At 69.4% G+C, this 18,207-nt stretch carries 15 protein-coding genes; 6 read left to right on the forward strand and 9 right to left on the reverse strand.

Annotated features, from left to right (window positions below; translation table 11 throughout):
• Window positions 1-209 precede the first annotated feature (209 nt).
• Both BUB97_RS23400 and BUB97_RS27550 read left to right on the forward strand, forming a co-directional pair.
• Window positions 210-719 (forward strand): fasciclin domain-containing protein, encoded by a 510-nt coding sequence (locus BUB97_RS23400; RefSeq protein ID WP_073139720.1) that lies wholly within the window; start codon window positions 210-212, stop codon window positions 717-719.
• Window positions 720-1,990: 1,271 nt separating this feature from the next.
• Window positions 1,991-2,443: a hypothetical protein gene (locus BUB97_RS27550; protein ID WP_245818433.1), complete on the forward strand. Its 453-nt coding sequence runs from the start codon at window positions 1,991-1,993 to the stop codon at window positions 2,441-2,443.
• Window positions 2,444-2,841: 398 nt separating this feature from the next.
• On the opposite strand, the gene glgP is transcribed toward BUB97_RS27550, so the two are convergent.
• The 8 genes from glgP to cueR form a co-directional block, all read right to left on the reverse strand.
• Window positions 2,842-4,548 carry an alpha-glucan family phosphorylase gene (gene glgP / locus BUB97_RS23410; protein WP_073139725.1) on the reverse strand — a complete coding sequence of 569 codons (1,707 nt, stop codon included), beginning with the start codon at window positions 4,546-4,548 and terminating at the stop codon, window positions 2,842-2,844.
• A 10-nt stretch (window positions 4,549-4,558) separates the two neighbouring features.
• Window positions 4,559-6,577: a glycogen debranching protein gene (locus BUB97_RS23415; RefSeq protein WP_086062507.1), complete on the reverse strand. Its 2,019-nt coding sequence runs from the start codon at window positions 6,575-6,577 to the stop codon at window positions 4,559-4,561.
• Complete coding sequence (locus BUB97_RS23420; RefSeq protein ID WP_073139727.1) at window positions 6,574-7,077, reverse strand: NAD(P)-dependent oxidoreductase; 504 nt, start codon at window positions 7,075-7,077, stop codon at window positions 6,574-6,576. Before BUB97_RS23420 ends, BUB97_RS23415 begins: the two co-directional genes overlap by 4 nt.
• A gap of 125 nt (window positions 7,078-7,202) precedes the next feature.
• Entirely contained in the window at window positions 7,203-8,243 is a 1,041-nt protein-coding gene (locus BUB97_RS23425) for a type II glyceraldehyde-3-phosphate dehydrogenase (RefSeq protein WP_073139770.1), read from the reverse strand.
• Between the two features lie 163 nt (window positions 8,244-8,406).
• Entirely contained in the window at window positions 8,407-10,788 is a 2,382-nt protein-coding gene (locus tag BUB97_RS23430; protein ID WP_073139730.1) for a heavy metal translocating P-type ATPase, read from the reverse strand.
• Between the two features lie 127 nt (window positions 10,789-10,915).
• The gene (locus BUB97_RS23435) at window positions 10,916-11,167 is read right to left on the reverse strand and encodes a DUF2933 domain-containing protein (protein WP_073139733.1); all 252 of its coding nucleotides are present in this window, start codon (window positions 11,165-11,167) and stop codon (window positions 10,916-10,918) included.
• Window positions 11,168-11,277: 110 nt separating this feature from the next.
• Complete coding sequence (locus BUB97_RS27410; protein WP_338141795.1) at window positions 11,278-11,553, reverse strand: DUF411 domain-containing protein; 276 nt, start codon at window positions 11,551-11,553, stop codon at window positions 11,278-11,280.
• Window positions 11,554-11,734: 181 nt separating this feature from the next.
• Window positions 11,735-12,232: a Cu(I)-responsive transcriptional regulator gene (gene cueR / locus BUB97_RS23445; protein ID WP_086062512.1), complete on the reverse strand. Its 498-nt coding sequence runs from the start codon at window positions 12,230-12,232 to the stop codon at window positions 11,735-11,737.
• 197 nt (window positions 12,233-12,429) lie between these two features.
• On the opposite strand from cueR, the gene BUB97_RS23450 reads away from it, so the two are divergent.
• Window positions 12,430-14,826, forward strand: a complete 2,397-nt coding sequence (locus tag BUB97_RS23450; RefSeq protein WP_073139737.1) for a heavy metal translocating P-type ATPase — start codon at window positions 12,430-12,432, stop codon at window positions 14,824-14,826.
• 49 nt (window positions 14,827-14,875) lie between these two features.
• Here the strand turns inward: BUB97_RS23450 and BUB97_RS23455 are convergent, their stop codons facing one another.
• Complete coding sequence (locus tag BUB97_RS23455) at window positions 14,876-15,289, reverse strand: hypothetical protein (protein ID WP_073139740.1); 414 nt, start codon at window positions 15,287-15,289, stop codon at window positions 14,876-14,878.
• 507 nt (window positions 15,290-15,796) lie between these two features.
• Here BUB97_RS23455 and BUB97_RS27370 point away from each other — a divergent pair.
• From BUB97_RS27370 to BUB97_RS23465, 3 genes are all read left to right on the forward strand, one after another.
• A complete protein-coding gene (locus tag BUB97_RS27370) occupies window positions 15,797-15,925 on the forward strand; it encodes a hypothetical protein (RefSeq protein WP_256371398.1) in 129 nt (42 codons plus the stop codon).
• A 100-nt stretch (window positions 15,926-16,025) separates the two neighbouring features.
• Window positions 16,026-16,760 (forward strand): response regulator, encoded by a 735-nt coding sequence (locus BUB97_RS23460; RefSeq protein ID WP_086062513.1) that lies wholly within the window; start codon window positions 16,026-16,028, stop codon window positions 16,758-16,760.
• Window positions 16,757-18,118 carry a sensor histidine kinase gene (locus BUB97_RS23465; protein ID WP_245818434.1) on the forward strand — a complete coding sequence of 454 codons (1,362 nt, stop codon included), beginning with the start codon at window positions 16,757-16,759 and terminating at the stop codon, window positions 18,116-18,118. Before BUB97_RS23460 ends, BUB97_RS23465 begins: the two co-directional genes overlap by 4 nt.
• Window positions 18,119-18,207 lie beyond the last annotated feature (89 nt).

An 18,207-nucleotide genomic window follows, 5' to 3' on the forward strand; every position in this document is an offset into this window, starting at 1 on the left:
TTAACATCGCTGGAAGGATGCCGCCGACAACGACTTTAACATCGCTGGAAGGATGTTGCCGACAAAGTGCGAAATGCACATCCGCGCTACCGCTAAGGTTGTGCATCGCATTGACAAAAGCCATGGACCTGCACCAAAGAATTGATTGCTAAGCCGACTGAGTCTACGCATTTGCAGGCTCCCGGTGTGGGCAAACACAGGAGGTACCAATGTCTCTTTCCCGTGCTGTGGCTGTCGCGACAATTGCAGCGGCCGGGTGGCTTGCCGCCGCGTCTGCGCAAGCGCAGACCGTGGTTGACGTCATCCGCCAGCAGAATGATCTGGGCATCTTCGCGCGCATCGTTGAGCGCAGCGGCCTGACTGAGCGTCTCTCCGGCCCCGGCCCCTTCGCCGTTTATGCGCCGACCGACAATGCGTTCAGGCAGCATCCGTATGCGCATCGGGAGGCGGTGGATCGCGCATCGCAGCCTGAACTGCAGCGTCTGGTGCTGTCGCATGTGGCGCAGCACACTCGGCAGGAGAACCTTGCGTCCGGTTCAGGCCCGAGCAGCGAGCAGATGCTCTCGGGCGCTACCGCGCGTTTCGAGCGTCAAGCTGTCTCGCAGGGCGAAGGCGGCACGTCCGGAGGGGTCACAATCAATGGGCTTGGCGTCCTCGACAACAAGCCCGCGTCGAATGGCATCGTTCACCGCCTCAACGGCGTCCTTACTCTGAACTGATCCGCCGCTTTTCCTAATCCTCCCCTACGTGCTGGCGGGTGCGGCAGAGGCTCTTCGAGCCTTTCAGCCGCAGCCGCCAGGTTTCTTTCGGTAGTCGGAGAGTTTCAAGTTTTCGGGCCGTTTGGGATTCGCAATCCGTCCGCGACGACGCGAGGCTCCGCAGAGGAGGCAAGCGCCTCTGCCCAAAGGCCGTGTCGGTCAGCCGAGAAAGACTCACGCGCGGAAGCACGCTCCCCCAGTCGCTCGCGCTGGGATCATGGACGGTCCGCCTGATCTCTGGCCTGTGGCTTCCTCTGGCGGTCAGCGGCCGACCCGCCGAGCGGTTTCTGCTTGTGCGTCCTTTGGAACCCTTGCGGCTGCGGCACATTCCAACGCGAATGCGCCGATAGACCGACCGCGGCGCGAGCCGTTAATAGCCCGTTGGCTTGACGCCACCTTCGGCCCGTTCCGCTCGATGAAGACAGTCCTCGGAAGTTGGTTTCGGCGAACAACGGCGAGTCTACTCATCCAAACGCGCGGGCGAGCCCGCACGTGCCACATCCAATTCTGCTAACGGGTATTGGCCGCCATACGCTGCTGACATGGTGTCAGGGCGCGTTCAAACCTGTCGGACAGGGCGGCGATGTGGCTTGGATTACGAGGCGCAGAGGAGGTGCAGACGCTGCAGAAATGCAGACACTCTGTTCGTGAGCCGGAGAAGAGGCCAGCCAAAGCACCTGCTGCTACGCCTTCCGGAAAGCCGCTGCCGCGCCGTCCTAAGCACAATGGTGCAGGGTGCGGCGTTTGGGCGACGTGGACTCGCTTTTCCAGTTCGGGTTAGACACGTCCGCCGTGGAACTTCGGCGTGCCTTGGGGTTGCGAAACTGGGAGATTAACTTCGGGCTCGGCTTACATGGTCCGGTTTGTGGTTCTCGGCACGGGCGGACGCCGTGATCGAACTCGCGGCGCAACTGTTTGTGCCGACCTGGGCAATTGGCTCCGAGGTGCTGCCGCCGCACTTCGGTCTTCAGGATCGCACGCCCACAATCGCCTGAATGATCGGAAGCAGGATTTGCTGCATTCGGCGATTGACGCCCCTCGTGTGGTCACGCTGCCGTCCTGCGACGTCGACAAATCCTGCCCTTGTGAACAGAGGAAGCCCGCATCATCGCCTCGTCACGACCGCAACGCGCCGCCAAGTTCTGCAGCTCCAGGGCCATGGCATGCAAATCTCGGCAGTCCCTTTGACGTCCGGGGAAGCGGGAGCGAGTTCGCCCGATCTAATGACCCCCTTGCTGGCCCGCCAGCGGGTTGATCCCGCCGCGACCTACCGGAGCTGGTTCCCCTGGGAAGAGCGGGTCAAGAACTTCCGCTCGATCCGCTGCGGCCTCCAGCAGGTCGTGGCCGAGATAAAGGCCGGGACGTTCGGGGTCGCCTACTGCGGCTCGTCGCTCGAGACCGTGGTCCACTCCATCGCGGAGCAGCGGCAGATCTTCAGGGGCGCGGACCACGCCTTCCTGTGGACACCCAAGCTCCACATCCCCGACATCTACGAGAACCCGGAGAACCAGCGCGTCTTCGGCTGCCTGCTCGACACCTGTGTCTGCTGCACCACGGTGCAGCAGGTGCTCTCCGCCAACCGGGAGATCGACGCCAAGTGCATCAAGGGCCTCGGTCCGGCCGTCGTCAATCTCCTCTACTTCCTGCACCCGCCTTTGGGCCGCCATTCAACACCGCCGCTGTGAACGGCTACAACGCCCTGACCGGTGCGAAGGTGAAGCTGAGCCGGTGGGGCGCGTACCTGGCCGTGCGGCAAGGAATCCTTGCTCTGAACGCCCGGCGCCGCGGCCTGCTGTCGAACGACTTGGGCGTCATCGGCGGTCTGCTCTTCGACCTCGGCAGCGCCGCTACCCGGCTCCGCCACGGGAGGCCGACCACACCCACACCGAGGTGCAGGGCTGGCTGCACGACCTCGGCTTGTCGCTCGGCTACGGCGTCCGGGTGGCTGCGAACAACCGCAGTCGCCCACTGGACGGCGGCAAGCTCGGCGATGGCTGCCTCGCCGCCCTGGCGGCGTCCGGCAGTGGCGCGGGTGCCGACGCCGTCCGGCTCATCGACGTGCTGTTACCCGAGATCCGGAGCGTCACCGGAGGTAGGCCTCGGCCGCGTAGCGGCGCATCATGCGCTGGCTGTTGAAATGCGCACCGATCCGGGAGATCGCCTGCTTCATCATCCAGGCCCGGCGTGCCGGTTCGCCATGGAGGAGCGGCAGCACGACTTGCTCAAGCTGCTCGTAAAGGTGGCCTGCGTGAGCCCCAGGTGCTTCGCCGTCGCGGCCGACTGCCCAACCGGTCACGCCTTCCTCCCACGCCTCGACCCACCAACCGTCAAGCACGCTGAGGTTCAGCCCGCCGTTCAGCGCCGCCTTCATGCCACTGGTCCCGGCGGCCTCCATCGGCGGCAGCGGCGTGTTCAGCCAGACATCGGCTCCGGCGACCATCAACCGGGCCAGCGCCATGTCGTAGCCAGGCAGGAAGGCCATTGGCACGGTGCGCCCCAGCTGGTGTGCATGATCCTGGAGCGTGCGGATCAATTCCTTGCCCGCGTCGTCACGCGGGTGCGCCTTCCCCGCGACGAGGATCTGGAACGGGGAGCGTTCCGCAATTCCCCGCAGCCGACCAAGGTCCGAGAAGAGCAGGTCGGGGCGCTTGTAGCCGGTCATCCGCCGCGCGAAGACGATCAGGGGCAGGTCGGGCCGCAGCGCCGCGGCGGCTTCGGGGGTGCGCCGGCGAGCCTCGGCCAGCAACTCCGCCCGCGCCTCGGCTTTGGCGGCGAGGACCGCCGTGTCGGGCAGCCGGTCGGCGCGCGCCAGCCCCTCCGGCTCGTGCGCCCAATTCGGGGCGATCTCCTGGAAAAGGCGGGCGAAGGCGGGATGGGCCCAGGTGGGAACGTGCACGCCATTGGTGACGGCGTTGATCCGGTAGCCCGGGAACATGCGACGCGTCGTCTCGGCGTGGCGCGTCGCCACGCCGTTCACCCAGCCGCTGAGGCTCAGGGCGAGGCGCGTCATGTTCAACGCCTCCTCGCCCGCCAGCAGCCGGAGCTGGTCGGCCTCGAAAAAGTCGTCCAGGATTCGCTCGACCAACCCATAAGGGAAGCGGTCTTGCCCGGCCTCGACCGGGGTGTGGGTGGTGAAGATGCAGCGCTCGCGCACCGGGTCCGGGTCATAGTGCAGCGGGCCCTCCGCCGGGCGGTCGGATGCCAGGCGATGGCGGCGCAGCAGAGAGAGCGGCAGAAGCGCCGCATGGCCCTCGTTCAGGTGGTAGGTTTCGATCTCGAAGCCGAGCGCGCGGAGCATCCGCTCGCCGCCGATGCCGAGCACCGCTTCCTGGCGCAGGCGCAGCACCTCGTCACTGCCGTAAAGCCGGTCCGTGATGCCGCGGTCCTCGGGGGCGTTCACCTCGAGCTGTGTGTCAAGCAGCAGCACCGGCACGCGGTGCCCGAGCGGGCAGGTCAGGACGCGGAGCCAGGCGCGGATCCAGACAGAGCGACCCTCGAGCCGGATCGCCACCGCTGCGTCGAGCGGCGAGGCCCAATCCGCGGGCTGCCATGGATCCGCGTGGTCCACCTGCCGCCCGTCCGGGCCGATCTCCTGCCGCAGGTACCCCTCGCGGCTGGCAAGCGTCACGAAGACCATCGGCAGCTCGAGGTCAGCGGCCGAGCGGGCGGTGTCGCCCGCGAGGACGCCGAGGCCGCCGGAGTAGGTGTGGATCCCGGGGTGCAGCGCCATCTCCATCGAGAGGTAGGCGATGCGCGTCCGTGCGAGGAAGGGGTCGAGGGACGCGGCCATGGCGGACTCCTCAGCGGGAAACGAGGACAAGGGTGGAGCGGGGCGGCAGCACCGTAGCCGCGGGGTCGGGCGGCGACGGTTCGGCCCCCGGCTCGCCGATGTCGCCGGGCGGGGTGGCCGCGGTGTCCAGCGCGACGCCCCAGGGGCTGGCGGGGGGCACTGGCAGAACGAAGCGGGCGGGGCGGCGGGCGGCGTTGAACAGCAGGCAAAGCCCGCCGGGCGCGGGGGCCTCCTCGCGGATCACGCAGCCGAGGCGGTTCTCCGGGCCATGCCAGTCCGGCGGCCCGCCCTCGGGCCCGAACCAGGCGATCTCCCCGGCCGTGTAGAAGCGTTCCGCCGCCAGCACCGGGTGGGCCTGGCGCAAGGCCGTCAGGCCGCGCACGAAGCGGACCAGGTCCGCGTTGCGCCGCGCCAGGTCCCAGTCATACCAGGAGACCCCGTTGTCCTGGCACCACGGATTGCTGTTGCCGCGCTGGGTGCGGCGGAATTCGTCGCCGCCGAGCAGCATCGGCACCCCGCGCGAGAGGAACGGGGTGGCGAGCAGGTTGCGAACTTGGCGTCGCCGCACCGCCTCCACGGCCGGGTCCTCGCTCGGGCCCTCGGCGCCGTTGTTGTCGCTGAACTCCTCCCTGGGCCCGTCGCGGTTGCCCTCGCCATTCGCTTCGTTGTGCCGACGGGCGTAGGTCACCAGGTCGTTCAGCGTGAAGCCGTCGTGCGAGGTGACGAAGTTGACGCTGCGCAGCGGCCCGCCCACGTCGCCGCCGTAGAGGTCGGAACTGCCGCAGAGCCGGGTGGCGAAGGCGCCCGTCATGCCCGGGTCGCCACGCCAGAAACGGCGCACGTCGTCGCGGTAGCGGGCGTTCCACTCGGCCCAGGCCTGGTGCGGGAAGTCGCCGACCTGGAAGGCCCCGGCGGAGTCCCACGCCTCCGCAATGAGTTTCACCTGGCGCAGGATCGGATCCTCGGCGATCTGCTCCAGTAAGGGCGGGTTGGACAGCAGCGCGCCGTCCGGGCCGCGGCCGAGCACCGAAGCGAGATCGAAGCGGAAGCCGTCCACGTGGCCGTGCATGACCCAGTGCCGCAGGCAGTCTACCAGGAGCGAGCGCACCACAGGGTGGTTGCAGTTCAGGGTGTTGCCGCAGCCGGTGAAGTCGGCGTAGCCGCCGCCCGGCCCGAGCAGGTAGTAGATCGCGTTGTCGAGGCCACGGAAGGCGAAGGTCGGGCCATCGGCGCCGCCCTCGGCCGTGTGGTTGAAGACGACGTCGAGGATCACCTCGATACCGGCGCGGTGCAGCTCCCGCACCATGGCCTTGAACTCGGCGAAGGCGGCCTCCGCTCCTCCGAAGGCGTAGGCGGCGCGCGGCGCGAACAGGGCGACCGGGTCGTAGCCCCAGTAATTCGGCAGCGGCGCCGCCGTCTCCGGGTCGCGCGCACCGCGCCCGAGGGCGGCGGCTTCCTGCACCGGCATCAGCTCCAGCGCCGTCACGCCGAGCTTCCGGAGGTAGGGGATCATCTCCGACACCCCACCGAAGCAGCCGGACTGCCGAGCGCCCGATGAGGGATGGGCAGTCAGGCCGCGGACATGGGTTTCGTAGATGACCGTGTCGCGCCAGGGATGGCGCGGTGGCCGGTCGTCGCCCCAGTCGAAGCGCTGGTCGGCGACGAGGCAACGGCCCGCCCCGTCAGGACCCGTCGTCACGGCGCTCGCAAAGGGGTCGAGCAGCGTCCGGGTGGGGTCGAAGCGATGGCCCTCCGCGGGCGCGAAGGGGCCCTCCGCGCGCAGGGCATAGGCCGCGCCATGCGGCAGGCCGACGAGGCGCGCATGCCAGACATCGCCTGTGCGGTGCCGATCGGGGTCGAGCGGCACGGTGGCGGCCAGCGCGCCGTGCGGGCCGTCGAACAGGAGCAGGGTCAGGCGGGTCGCGTGGCGGCTGAAGACCGCCAGGTTGAAGCCGTCGCAGGCCTCGCTCAGCCCCAAGGGCAGCGGCTCGCCGGGCTCGACCCGCACCGTACTCAGCGAGCGGGTCAAGCCGGAGTGCCGGAGTAGGAGACGAGGTTCCGCGATCCGCGCCGCGCGAATACCTCGACGTTACCGAGGGTGGTCTCCCGGATGCGGCGCAGCGCCCCCTCGGTGTAGTAGGCGTTGTGCGGCGTGACGACCACGTCGGGGAAGTGGAGCAGCGCCCGACCCTCAAGGAGCCCGCGGAGGCGCTCGCTGTCAAGGAGCGGATCGCTGCGGAAGATCTGCGCCTCGCTGCGGATCAGGCACTCCTCCGGCAGCACCTCCAGCCCGGCGCCGCCGAGGCAGCCCGCATCCAGCGCCCGCACTAGCGCGGTGGCGTCAATCACCCCGCCGCGCGCGGTGTCCACCAGCACGGCGCCAGGCTTCATACGGGCGAACTCGGCGTCCGAGATCAGGTGGCGGGTGCCGGGGCCATTGGGGATGTGCGGGGTCACGACCTCGGCCTCGGCCAGCGGGTTCTCGGGCGAAAGGTGGTCGACGCCCAGTGCCGCTGCCGCGTCGCTCATGGCAGCGCTCCTCCGGACTCGGCGGGGAGGCGCTCGATGCGTGCCGTGGGCGAGAGGGCGGCGAGCGCCGGGAGGCACGCCCTCTCGGCGACCGGGAGTTCGTGTCCCTTCGGCCATGTCGCCCGTCAGACCAGCGTGCCGGTGATGCCGAGGGCTGCGTCGGTGCGCGCGATCGAGGCGCGCGCCTCCAGCTCGCGGCCCGTGAGGGCGCGGATCGCGTCCACCGTCTCGGGGATCACGATCGCCTGGTTGTCCACCATGTAGAGGTAGAACAGTTCGTCCCCCAGGACCTTCAGCGTGTCGGACCAGAGCGCGACCTCGTACAGGTTGCCGTGCGGGCGGCCGAGGTCGGCGGTCAGCTCCTTGATGGTGTTCGGGGCGGGCAGCCCGTCCCGCGCCTCGACGAAGGCGATCCGGGAGGAGGTCCGGAAGGCGTCGAGGACCTCCTCACGCGAGGCGGAGCGGGTGAGCTGGACGGCCCAGCTGTGCACATGGCCGATCGTTTCCGGAACCTTGATGGCGACCGTCACCACGTCCAGCTCCGGATCGACGGTCTGTGCGTCCGGCCCCTGGTGGCTCGGGATTTCCGCCTCCGGCACCAGGGTGTTCATGATGCCGCCGAGGTGGCTCTCCCACGGGTCCGTCGCCCGGCGCAGCAGTGTGCCACGGGCGCGCCGCAGCAGACCGGCGCGCTTCAGCGCGCTGAGCGTGCGGACGGCCGAGCTGGTGTTGCAGGACACGACCCGGGTGGCGTCGCGGTCGATGGCGGTCGCGTAGTTCGCCTCGGCTACGAAGGAATGGCCGGTGGTCTCGTGCTTCTCGCCGCCCTGGAGGATGAACTTCACCCCGCGCCGCCGGTAGGCTTCGACGTTCTTCACCGCGACGTGCTTCGGGGTGCAGTCCACCACCACGTCCAAGCGGCCGAGGAGCGCCTCCTGGTCGCCCTCCACCGGCAGTCCGACGCGCTGCATCGCCTCGGCGTGGTCCGGCGTCGCGCCGTACAGCCGGAAGCCCGTCCGCGCGGCGGCCCGCATGCGCCAGTCCGTCAGCACGTCGGCAATGCCGGTGAGTTCCATGTCCTCCTGGCAGGCCACCGCGCCCGCGACGCGCTTGCCGATGACGCCGTAGCCAACGACGCCAACCCGGATTCTTGCGTTGTTCGCCATGATCATCCTCCTCTTTGTCCACTGTCGGGGATGCCCCGGCCGCGCTACGGTGCGCGCACCGGATTGAGAGCCACGGCACCAGCCTGCGGCCCAGTGTCGCGAACGGCGGCACGCCACCGGACACACGCGGCCCCGCGCCGTGCAACACGAGCGGCAAGTCCGCTCAAACCCGCCCCTCCGCGGGATGCACGTCGATAGGCGCCGCCGCCATGCCGCGGCCCTGCGCCGCCGCGTCACTGCTCAGCCGCGTGCGTCGCAGAATCAGGGCGTTGAGCGCCACGATCACCGTGCTGCCCGACATCGACAGCGCCGCCACCTCCGGGCTCAACGTGAAGGGGTACAGGACACCGGCCGCCAGCGGGAAGGCGATGACATTGTAGCCCACCGCCCACCAGAGGTTCTGGTGCATCTTGCGCAGCGTCGCGCGCGACAGCTCGACCGCGGTGACCACGTCCAGCGGGTCGCTGCGCATCAGCACCACATCGGCGCTCTCGATCGCGACGTCGGTGCCAGCGCCGATGGCGAAGCCGACGTCCGCCCGGGTCAGGGCGGGGGCGTCGTTGATGCCGTCGCCCACCATGCCGACGCGGCGGCCCTGGGCCTGCAGTTCGCGGATCTTCTCGGCCTTCTGCCCAGGCAGCACGTCGGCGAGCACGAGGTCGAGGCCGAGCATGCGCCCGATGCGGTCCGCCGTGCCTCGGTTGTCCCCGGTCAGCATCGCCACCTGCACGCCGCGCGCGCGCAGACGCCGTACCGTCTCGGCCGCGGTCGGTCGCGGCGCGTCGGCGATGGCGACCAGGCCGAGCAGGCGCCCTGCCTCGGCCACATGCACGACCGTGCGGCCCGCGCCCTGCAGCCGTGCCGCCTCGGCCTCAAGGCCCGCGAGGTCCACCCGTTCCTCGTCCATCAGCCGACGGTTGCCGAGCAGGATGGTGCGGCCTTCGACCTCCGCCTGCGCGCCGCGCCCCTCGAGGACGCGGAAGCCGGTCGCCGGAGCGACGGCGAGCGCATCCTTGGCCCGCCGGAGGATCGCCTGCGCCAGCGGGTGGTCGGTCCCGATCTCCACCGCGGCGGCGCGGGCGAGCAGCGTGGGCGCCTCCACGCCCGGGGCGGGGACCAGCTCGACCACCTCAGGTTGGCCCACCGTGAGCGTGCCCGTCTTGTCGAAGACGATGACATCGAGCTTGGCCGCGTCCTCGAGCGCGGCGGCGTTCTTGAACAGGATGCCGTGCTTCGCGCCCAGCCCGGTGCCGACCATCACCGCCATGGGCATCGCCAGGCCGAGCGCGTCCGGGCAGGCGATGACGAAGACCGTGATCATCATGGTTACGGCGAAGAGGAGCGTCTGGCCCACGACCCAGTACCAGACGGCGAAGGTCAGCAGCCCGAACACGATCGCCGCGAGCACCAGCCATTGCGCCGCGCGGTCGGCCAGCAGCTGCGCGGGCGCCTTCGAGTTCTGCGCCTCCTGCACCAGCTTGACAATCTGCGCCAGCGCGGTGTCGGCGCCCACTCGCTCGGCGCGGTAGCGGAAGGTCCCGCTCTTGTTGATGGTCGCGCCGGTGACGGCGCTGCCAGGGCCCTTGGTGACTGGCATGGATTCGCCGGTCAGCATGGACTCGTCCACCTGCGACGAGCCCTCGATCACGGTACCGTCCACCGGGATCTTGTTGCCTGGGCGGATCACGACGACGTCGCCCTGGACGACCTCGGCCGTCGGGATCTCCACCTCGCGGCCGCCCCGCAGGACGGTTGCCTTGGGCGGAGCGAGGTCGAGAAGCGCGCGGACCGCCGCCGAGGCCCCGGCGCGGGCCCGCATCTCCAGCCAGTGGCCGAGCAGGATGAAGACCATCAGGACCGCGGCGGCCTCGTAGAACTGCGGCCCGTCGAACAAGAAGGTGCTGCCGATGCTGAACAGGTAGCCGGTGCCGACGCTGAGCACGACCAGCACCGCCATGTTCAGGACGCCGTTGCGCAGCGCTCGCCAGGCCGCCACCACGAAGGGCCATGCGGGATAGAGCACCGCGCCGGTCGCGAGCAGGAACAGGAGCAGGTCGAGGTTGAGGCCGAAGGGGGGCGAGGGCGGGGTGAAGGACATCCCCATCGGCTCGTAGATCAGGATCGGCACGGTGAAGGCGAGCGCCACGAGGAAGCGCCGACGCATGTCGCGGACCATGTCGCCCATGTCCTGGCCCGCGCCGTGGCCCATCTCGTGCGCCATCGCGCCGTGCTCAGCGGTGCGGCCGCGCTTGGGGCCCGCTGGCGGTCCGGTCCGGTGCCCCGCGTGTCCGATATCGGGGGTGCCCTCGGCGTCACAGAGGTGCCGCGGCACGGCCTCGCCACGGCAGTAGAAACCGCAGGCGCGGATCTCGGCGGCGAGCGCCTCGCCCGAGATGCGGCCCTCGTCGAAGGTGACGGTTGCACTGCTCCCCGCCGGGTTCACCGCCACGGCGGTGACGCCCGGCAGCGTGCGGAGCCGCCGTTCGATGCCCTGCGCGCTCAGCGGCGAAAGGAGGCCGCGGATGTCGAACGTGGCGGTGCTCATGCCCTCTCTCCTTGCCGTGGCGGCGCGCGGGCGCCCGCGCGGATGGTGGCCGAGGGGTGCTCAGCCTGCGTTCAGTCAGTTCAGGATGACCAGGGTCCAGAGCCCGCGGGCGGGCGCACGTCGTGCGTCATGATGCGCCTCCCCGGGGCTGCTCCCGCTCTGTGCGCCCGCCCGGCTCGCGGTGCCCCGCATGGCCCCCGTGGCCGTGGTGCATGAACAGGTGCATCAGCGGGCAGGCAAGCAGGAGCAGGTACGGCAACGCGCCCAGGGCGTGCGCGTAGTGCTCGCGCAGGACGTAGAACGCGGCGACGAGGCCGAAACCGATCAGGGCGATGCCGCCCCTGCTGCGCCACCAGGACGTCGGAGAATTGTCGTGCATCGCAGCTTTCCTTCTCTCGTCTTCCGTGACTTTGGTAGGCGGCGGCGCGCGCCGCCTTGACCTGGCTCAAACCGAGCGAGGCCGGGGTGGCAATTGTCCCGTCCCGATGGTCAGTGCCGCGCCCAAACTCGGTCGCCGCCGGGCGCGCCGAACAGCACGACCTCGTAGGGCGTACCCGGGATGTCCATCCCCGGCGAGGAAGGCGGCATCCCCGGCGCGGACAGCCCCTTGGCGCGGGGCCGTTCGGCGAGCAGGCGGCGTACGTCGGCGGCGGGGACATGCCCCTCGACCACGTATCCGTCCACGACGGCCGTGTGGCAGGACTGAAGGGCGTCCGGGACACCATGGGCGGCCTTGACCGCCTGGAGGTCGGTCACGTCGTGCACGGTGGCCTCAAAGCCCGCCGCCTTCATGTGCTTGACCCATCCGTCGCAGCACCCGCAGGTCGCGTCCTTCCAAACCTCCAACCGAGGGCCCTGGGTCCCGCTGGCGAGGCTGGCAGGGAGAACCGCTGCACCCAGCCCGAGGCTGAGGATGGACCGTCTGCTCATTGAAATCAGGACGATCTTACCATTCATCACGTTGTTCCCTGAAGTGGCCGGAGTCTTCCGGCACGCTGTGTCTGGTCCTGCTTCCTTGCTCGGCGCGCCGCCCGTGCGGAACATCATCACCCAGTCCCCCCTCGGCGATCTGGTCGAGAATGGGGCACTCTGGCCGGTGTCCGCCGTCGCAGGATATTGCGAGCCTCTCAAGTGCTTCGCACATTCGGGTCAACTGGTCGATCTTGGCCCTCAGCTCGGCCGTGTGCTCGAGGGCAATTTGCTTCACGTCCGCACTCGCCCGGTTCTCGTCCTGCCAAAGGCCGATGAGCAGCTTGATGCGTTCAAGGGGAAGCCCGAAGTCTCGTGCCCGCCGGATAAAGCGCAACGTGTTCACGTCGCGATCCGAGTAAACCCGATAGCCCGCCGCTGTGCGACCAGCTTTCGCGAGCAGGCCGATGCTCTCATAATACCGGAGCATCTTGGCGGAGACGCCGGATGCCTTAGCGGCTTGCCCGATGTTCATGATGGCCTCCATGTCGACCGAACGCAGTGGTCCGAGCGAAATTCTCGGGTTTCCCACTGTGGGAGGGTCAAGCGCTTCTTGGATGAACTGAGGCTCGGACCGGGCTTGACTTTCCCGCCGTGGGAAGCCGCACCCTGCGTGTAGTTGAGGTACAGGAGCCTGCGGCATTGCGGGCGGCGAGCTGGAGGCAAAACTCGATGAGCGGTCAGCACCAAGGCCATGGCCACGAACACCGTGCCAAGCATCAGCACAGCCATCACCAGCATGGCCATGGGGACGTGGCGGTGGCCGATACCGGGCTCGTCACCGACCCGGTCTGCGGGATGAAGGTGGACCCGGCCACCTCGAAGCACCGCGTGGAGCACGGCGGGACGACGTTCCACTTCTGCTCGGCCGGGTGCCGGACGAAGTTCGAGGCCGAGCCCGAGAAGTACCTCAAGCCGGAAAAGGCGGCCGCACCGACAGCGGCGCAGAAGGCCGCCATCTACACCTGCCCGATGCACCCGCAAATCCGGCAGCAGGGGCCGGGCAACTGCCCCATCTGCGGCATGGCCCTGGAGCCACTGGAAGTGGCGGTCGAGGCCGGACCGAACCCCGAGCTCATCGACATGACCCGCCGGTTCTGGATCGGGTTGGTGCTGACGCTGCCTGTGGTCGTCCTGGAAATGGGCGCGCACATCCCCGGCCTCGACCTGCATAACCTGATCTCGCCAAGAGCTTCCACCTGGATCCAGTTCCTCCTCGGGACACCGGTGGTGCTCTGGGCGGGCTGGCCCTTCTTCATGCGCGGCTGGCAGTCGGTGGTGAACCGCAGCCTCAACATGTTCAGCCTGATCGCGCTCGGCACCGGCGCCGCCTACCTCTACAGCCTGATCGCGACCTTCGCGCCCGGCGTCTTCCCCGAGGGCTTCCGCGGGATGGACGGCACCGTCGCCGTCTACTTCGAGGCCGCCGCCGTCATCACGGTCCTCGTGCTGCTCGGGCAGGTGCTGGAGCTGCGCGCCCGCGAGCAGACCGGCGGCGCCATCCGCGCGCTGCTGAACATGGCGCCCAAGACGGCACGGCGTATCCGGCTGGATGGGACGGACGAGGAAATCAGCCTCGCCGAGGTGCATGTCGGCGACCGGCTGCGCGTGCGGCCCGGTGAGAGCGTGCCGGTGGACGGCGAGGTGCTGGAGGGGAGCGGCGCCGTGGACGAGTCCATGGTTACCGGCGAGTCCCTGCCGGTTGAGAAGGCGCCTGGCGCCAAGGTTATCGGCGGCACGGTGAACGGCACCGGCTCGCTGGTCATGCGGGCGGACAAGGTGGGATCCGACACCATGCTCTCGCGCATCGTGGCCATGGTCGCCGAGGCCCAGCGCAGCCGGGCGCCCATCCAGCGCATGGCCGATACCGTCTCCGGCTACTTCGTGCCCGCGGTGATCGCCGTGGCCATCCTGTCCTTCATCGCCTGGGCGGTCTGGGGCCCGAGCCCGGCGCTCTCCTACGGGCTGATCGCGGCCGTCTCCGTGCTCATCATCGCCTGCCCCTGCGCGCTGGGATTGGCCACGCCGATGTCGATCATGGTCGGCGTCGGCAAGGGCGCCGGTGCGGGCGTCCTCATCAAGTCCGCCGAGGCGCTCGAGCACATGGAGAAGGTGGACACGCTGGTCGTGGACAAGACCGGCACGCTGACCGAAGGCAAGCCCAAGGTGGTGGCCGTGGTTCCGGCGCCCGGCCTGGCGGAGGCCGAGGTGCTGCCGCTCGCGGCCAGCCTGGAGCGTTCGAGCGAGCACCCGCTGGCGGCCGCCATCGTCGCCGCGGCGCGCGAACGAGGAGGTGAGATGTGGGAGCCCGCCGACTTCACCTCGGTGACCGGCAAGGGGGTGACCGGCACGGTGGACGGGCGTCGCGTCGCGTTGGGCAACGCCCGCCTGATGCAGGAGCTGGGGGTGGAGCTGGGCGGGCTCGCCGCCCGGGCGGACGAGTTGCGGCGGGAGGGCGGCACGGCCCTGTTCCTGGCGGTGGACGGCAAGCCGGGCGGCGTCATCGCGGTGGCCGATCCCATCAAGCAGACCACGTCCGCCGCCCTGCAGAGCCTGCGGGCCGATGGCATCCATATCGTCATGCTGACCGGGGACAACCGCACCACCGCCGAAGCGGTCGCGCGGAAGCTCGGCATTGATGAGTTCCAGGGCGACGTGCTGCCCGAGGACAAGCACCGCATCGTCCGGGACCTCCGCGCACAGGGGAAGGTCGTCGCCATGGCGGGCGACGGGGTGAACGACGCCCCGGCACTGGCCGAGGCCGATGTGGGCATCGCCATGGGCACCGGCACGGATGTCGCCATGCAGAGCGCGGGCGTGACGCTGGTGAAGGGCGACCTGGCGGGCATCGCGCGGGCGCGGCACCTGTCGCGCGCGGTGATGAGGAATATCCGGCAGAACCTGTTCCTCGCGTTCGTCTACAATGCGGCCGGCGTGCCGCTGGCGGCGGGCGTGCTCTACCCGTTCCTCGGCCTCCTGCTCAGCCCGATCGTCGCCGCGCTGGCGATGGCGCTCAGCTCGGTGTCCGTCATCGGCAATGCGCTGCGGCTGCGGACGGTGCGGCTTTAGACCGGGCACATCGAGGAATGGGGGTCACACACCCCCATTCCGACGTTCGTTAGTGGCGGTGAGCGGCGCCGCCGGATGTGGAGCCCCCTTGCGACTGCATCTGGCTGCACTGCGCCATCATGGCCTGCATGTCGGGGGACATTCGGGCCCCGCGGCCCGCGTCCGCCTGCATCTGCCTGCAGTGGGCCATCGTGTCCTGCATGCTCATGCCCGACATGTTGTGCCCCTGCATGCCCTGCATGTTGGAATGGCTCATCCCGGGCATGTTGGAGTGGTCCATGCCCGACATGCCCCCACCGGACGAGGCGGCGGCCTGACCCGACGGCTGGAGCGACATTTGCGATGCGGGGGGAACCGAGGCCTGGGGCGTGGCGCCTTGCGGCGCGCAGGCCGCGGCGGTGAGCGCGAGGCCGAATCCAATGACGAGACGTGCGGTCAAGCTGCGACGAGAAGCGGCGGTCATGCTTCCTCCTTTTGCCACGCCGCGCCGAACCGGGCTGGCCGTCAGAGCGGATATCCCGTGTTCGGCGGGACGCCTCCACCGACGGCAGACGTGGCACAAGGCCTGGTCGGCACGCGCGGCTTGTTCCGTCGGCAAGCCACCCTCGTGACGCGCCGTCAGCAGGATGCGGAGGAGCCTACACGTTCCCACCATGTCCGTCGTCCTTCTGAGCGGCTTTCATTTCTTACGTTTTATTACAGCGCACGGTAGGCGATTGCTGATGCGGCGCTCAGCGTTGATATCGGAGTGCGCGAATCATGACGTTCGCGGGTACCGGCGAGGCACCGCCTGCAGCGGCCGAACGTAGGAAGCGCCCCGGATCACGCGGGGAATGTAGCGATAGGAGCTCGTGGGGACGGTGGAGATTCCGGTCTCTCAGTGCAAATTGCTACCAACCGGCATTGCTGCCGTCACCCTCTCCCCCTGTTCCCGCACTGCTCAGGCTGAGCCAAATGAAGGTTGCAGGGGATGCTGTCGCTCGGTTCCCATCTGGCGCCCGAGCGCATGGCAGTGAGCATCACCGAGCATCCGAGTGCGGCTGTGGTGATCAACGCCGCCGACCTCAGGCTCAACTTCCGCCGGGGAGCGAGCGTATGAAGATCCGCAGCGCCCATGTCCGTTCCGCCGGAGCAACACCTTGACCAACAGCTCCGGCAGCACCGGGCCTCGGCCCATGTCGCCCGCCGACCTACCGCCGATGTCCGGCGAGGGGCGGCATGTCCTGGTCGTCGAGGATGACGAGGAGCTGCGCAAGCTCCTGCTCTCCCTGCTCCGCAGAAGCGGCTTCCGCGCCAGCGGCGCCCGGGATGGGACCGAGATGCGCCGCCTCCTCGGCTCCGCGCAGGTCGACCTCGTCCTGCTCGATGTCATGCTGCCTGGCCGGTCAGGCTTCGAACTGTGCCGGGAGCTGCGGGCCGAAGGGCGCGCCCCGGTCATCCTCCTCACGGCCCTCGGGGAGGCATCGGACCGTGTCGTGGGCCTGGAACTCGGGGCGGACGACTTCGTCGTGAAGCCCGCCGATCCGGGCGAGCTGATCGCCCGCATTCGTGCCGTCCTCCGGCGCGTGAGCGGACCCGAGGGAGCGGCGGACGGCAAGGAGCGCGAGGTGGCGCGCTTCGCCGGTTGGGCCCTGGACACCCGGCGGCGCGAGCTGCTGCGGCCGGACGGCGTCGCCGTCGAGCTGACCAGCGGCGAATACGATCTTCTCCTCGCTTTCGTCGAGCGGCCGCAGCGCATCCTGACGCGCGACCAGTTGCTGGATCTCGCGCGCAACCGCCCTTACGGCGGGCTGGACCGGTCGATGGATGTCCAGGTCAGCCGGTTGCGCGCGAAGCTCGGCTCGCGGCCGCACGAGGACGGCGAACCGGGTCTGATCAAGACCGTGCGGGGCGTCGGCTATATGCTGTCGGCCCCTGTGGCGTGGTCAGGGTGATCCGTCTCGTACCCCAATCCCTCGCCGCCCGCACCCTGGCGGCGCTTACGATCGGCTTCGCGATCCTGTTCGCCGCCATGGTCGGCGTCCACGACATCCTGCTGCGGCAGGCGGCGGAACGCGGGACCGAGGAGTTGCTGGCCCAGCGGTTGTCGGCCCTGATGGATGCCGTGGCGGCGGCCCCCGAGGCCGAGCGGGACCGGGTGGCCCACGCTCTATCACGGCCGGACCTGACGGTGCACTGGTACCGGGATCCGGCGCCCACGCCCGAACATCCCTCGGCAGAGGAGTGGCCGACGGTCGCGGCCCGGACCAAAGCCCTGAGCAGGCTTGCGAGCGAGGTGCGCGTGCGGCCTGGCCGCTACAACGCCGCGTCGGGCCGCATTGTTGACATTGGCGCCACGGCCCGCCTCACGGATGGCTCGTGGCTGGACGTCGAGCTCGCCTCCTTCAACGTGCTGTCCGCCGACCAGAGCGTGATTCATGCCTATGCTGCCGCGATCGGCCTCGCGCTTCTCCTGGCTGTAGGGTATGCGGCCCGCTCCGTCTCGGCGCCGGTTGCGGCCCTGGCGAAAACCGTGACCCGAATCGACCTCGAGCAGGAACTCCCGGCCATCCCTGCCTCGGGGCCGCGCGAGGTGCGGCAACTGGCCGAGGCGCTGAACGGCATGGCGGTCCGCACCCGTGACGCCTTCCGCCAGAGGACCCTGGCGCTGGGCGCGCTCTCGCATGATCTGATGTCACCCATCGCCCGCCTCAAGCTGCGGGCCGAGGACCTCCCTGACGAGGCTAAGGCGCCGATCCGCCGGGATCTGGCGGAGATGGAGACGATGGTCTCCGACGTCCTCGCCTACTTGCGGGGAGGACATGATGGTGAGGCCATCCAGCCGCTGGCAGTCACTGCGCTCGTCCGCACCGTGGCGGACGAGTTCATCGACGCCGGAACGCCCGTCGAGGAAGGGCGAATGGACGAAGAGGCAGTTGTCCTCGGCCGCCGGGTGGCCATCAAGCGCGCCGTGACGAACCTTGTCGCGAACGCCATTCGGCACGGGCGGGATCCGTGGGTCGGGGTCGAGGCTCTTCACGACGCGGTGCTGGTGCGCGTCGGCGACCACGGACCTGGCATCCCGCCGGAGGATCTGCCGCGGGTCACGGAACCCTTCTTCCGGGGCGACCGGGCACGAACCGCGGGCGGGGGCAGCGGTCTCGGCCTGTCAACCGCGCGGGCCATCGCCGAAGGCCATGGCGGCGGTCTGGAGATCGACAGCGCACCGGGCCGGGGCACCGTGGTCACCCTTCGTTTTCCGCGGAGGGTTCAGGCTGCCGGTGCGGCGGGACGCGGAAACAAAACGATGTAATTCGCCAGCGGCCGGATCCTCGTCCCGGGCGTTAGCGGACGGGCAGACCGGAGGCGCGCCGAGGAGCGCGTTCCGGCGCACCCGGCGCC

Source organism: Muricoccus roseus, from assembly GCF_900141905.1.
GTDB classification, from domain to species: Bacteria; Pseudomonadota; Alphaproteobacteria; order Acetobacterales; family Acetobacteraceae; genus Roseomonas; species Roseomonas rosea.

What these genes read in the sequence shown, in the direction of transcription:
- BUB97_RS23400 (WP_073139720.1), top strand. Translation starts at nt 210, where the DNA reads ATGTCTCTTTCCCGTGCTGTGGCTGTCGCGACAATTGCAGCGGCCGGG.
- glgP (WP_073139725.1), bottom strand. Translation starts at nt 4,548, where the DNA reads ATGGCCGCGTCCCTCGACCCCTTCCTCGCACGGACGCGCATCGCCTAC.
- BUB97_RS23420 (WP_073139727.1), bottom strand. Translation starts at nt 7,077, where the DNA reads ATGAGCGACGCGGCAGCGGCACTGGGCGTCGACCACCTTTCGCCCGAG.
- BUB97_RS23425 (WP_073139770.1), bottom strand. Translation starts at nt 8,243, where the DNA reads ATGGCGAACAACGCAAGAATCCGGGTTGGCGTCGTTGGCTACGGCGTC.
- BUB97_RS23430 (WP_073139730.1), bottom strand. Translation starts at nt 10,788, where the DNA reads ATGAGCACCGCCACGTTCGACATCCGCGGCCTCCTTTCGCCGCTGAGC.
- BUB97_RS23435 (WP_073139733.1), bottom strand. Translation starts at nt 11,167, where the DNA reads ATGCACGACAATTCTCCGACGTCCTGGTGGCGCAGCAGGGGCGGCATC.
- cueR (WP_086062512.1), bottom strand. Translation starts at nt 12,232, where the DNA reads ATGAACATCGGGCAAGCCGCTAAGGCATCCGGCGTCTCCGCCAAGATG.
- BUB97_RS23450 (WP_073139737.1), top strand. Translation starts at nt 12,430, where the DNA reads ATGAGCGGTCAGCACCAAGGCCATGGCCACGAACACCGTGCCAAGCAT.
- BUB97_RS23455 (WP_073139740.1), bottom strand. Translation starts at nt 15,289, where the DNA reads ATGACCGCCGCTTCTCGTCGCAGCTTGACCGCACGTCTCGTCATTGGA.
- BUB97_RS27370 (WP_256371398.1), top strand. Translation starts at nt 15,797, where the DNA reads ATGCTGTCGCTCGGTTCCCATCTGGCGCCCGAGCGCATGGCAGTGAGC.
- BUB97_RS23460 (WP_086062513.1), top strand. Translation starts at nt 16,026, where the DNA reads ATGTCCGGCGAGGGGCGGCATGTCCTGGTCGTCGAGGATGACGAGGAG.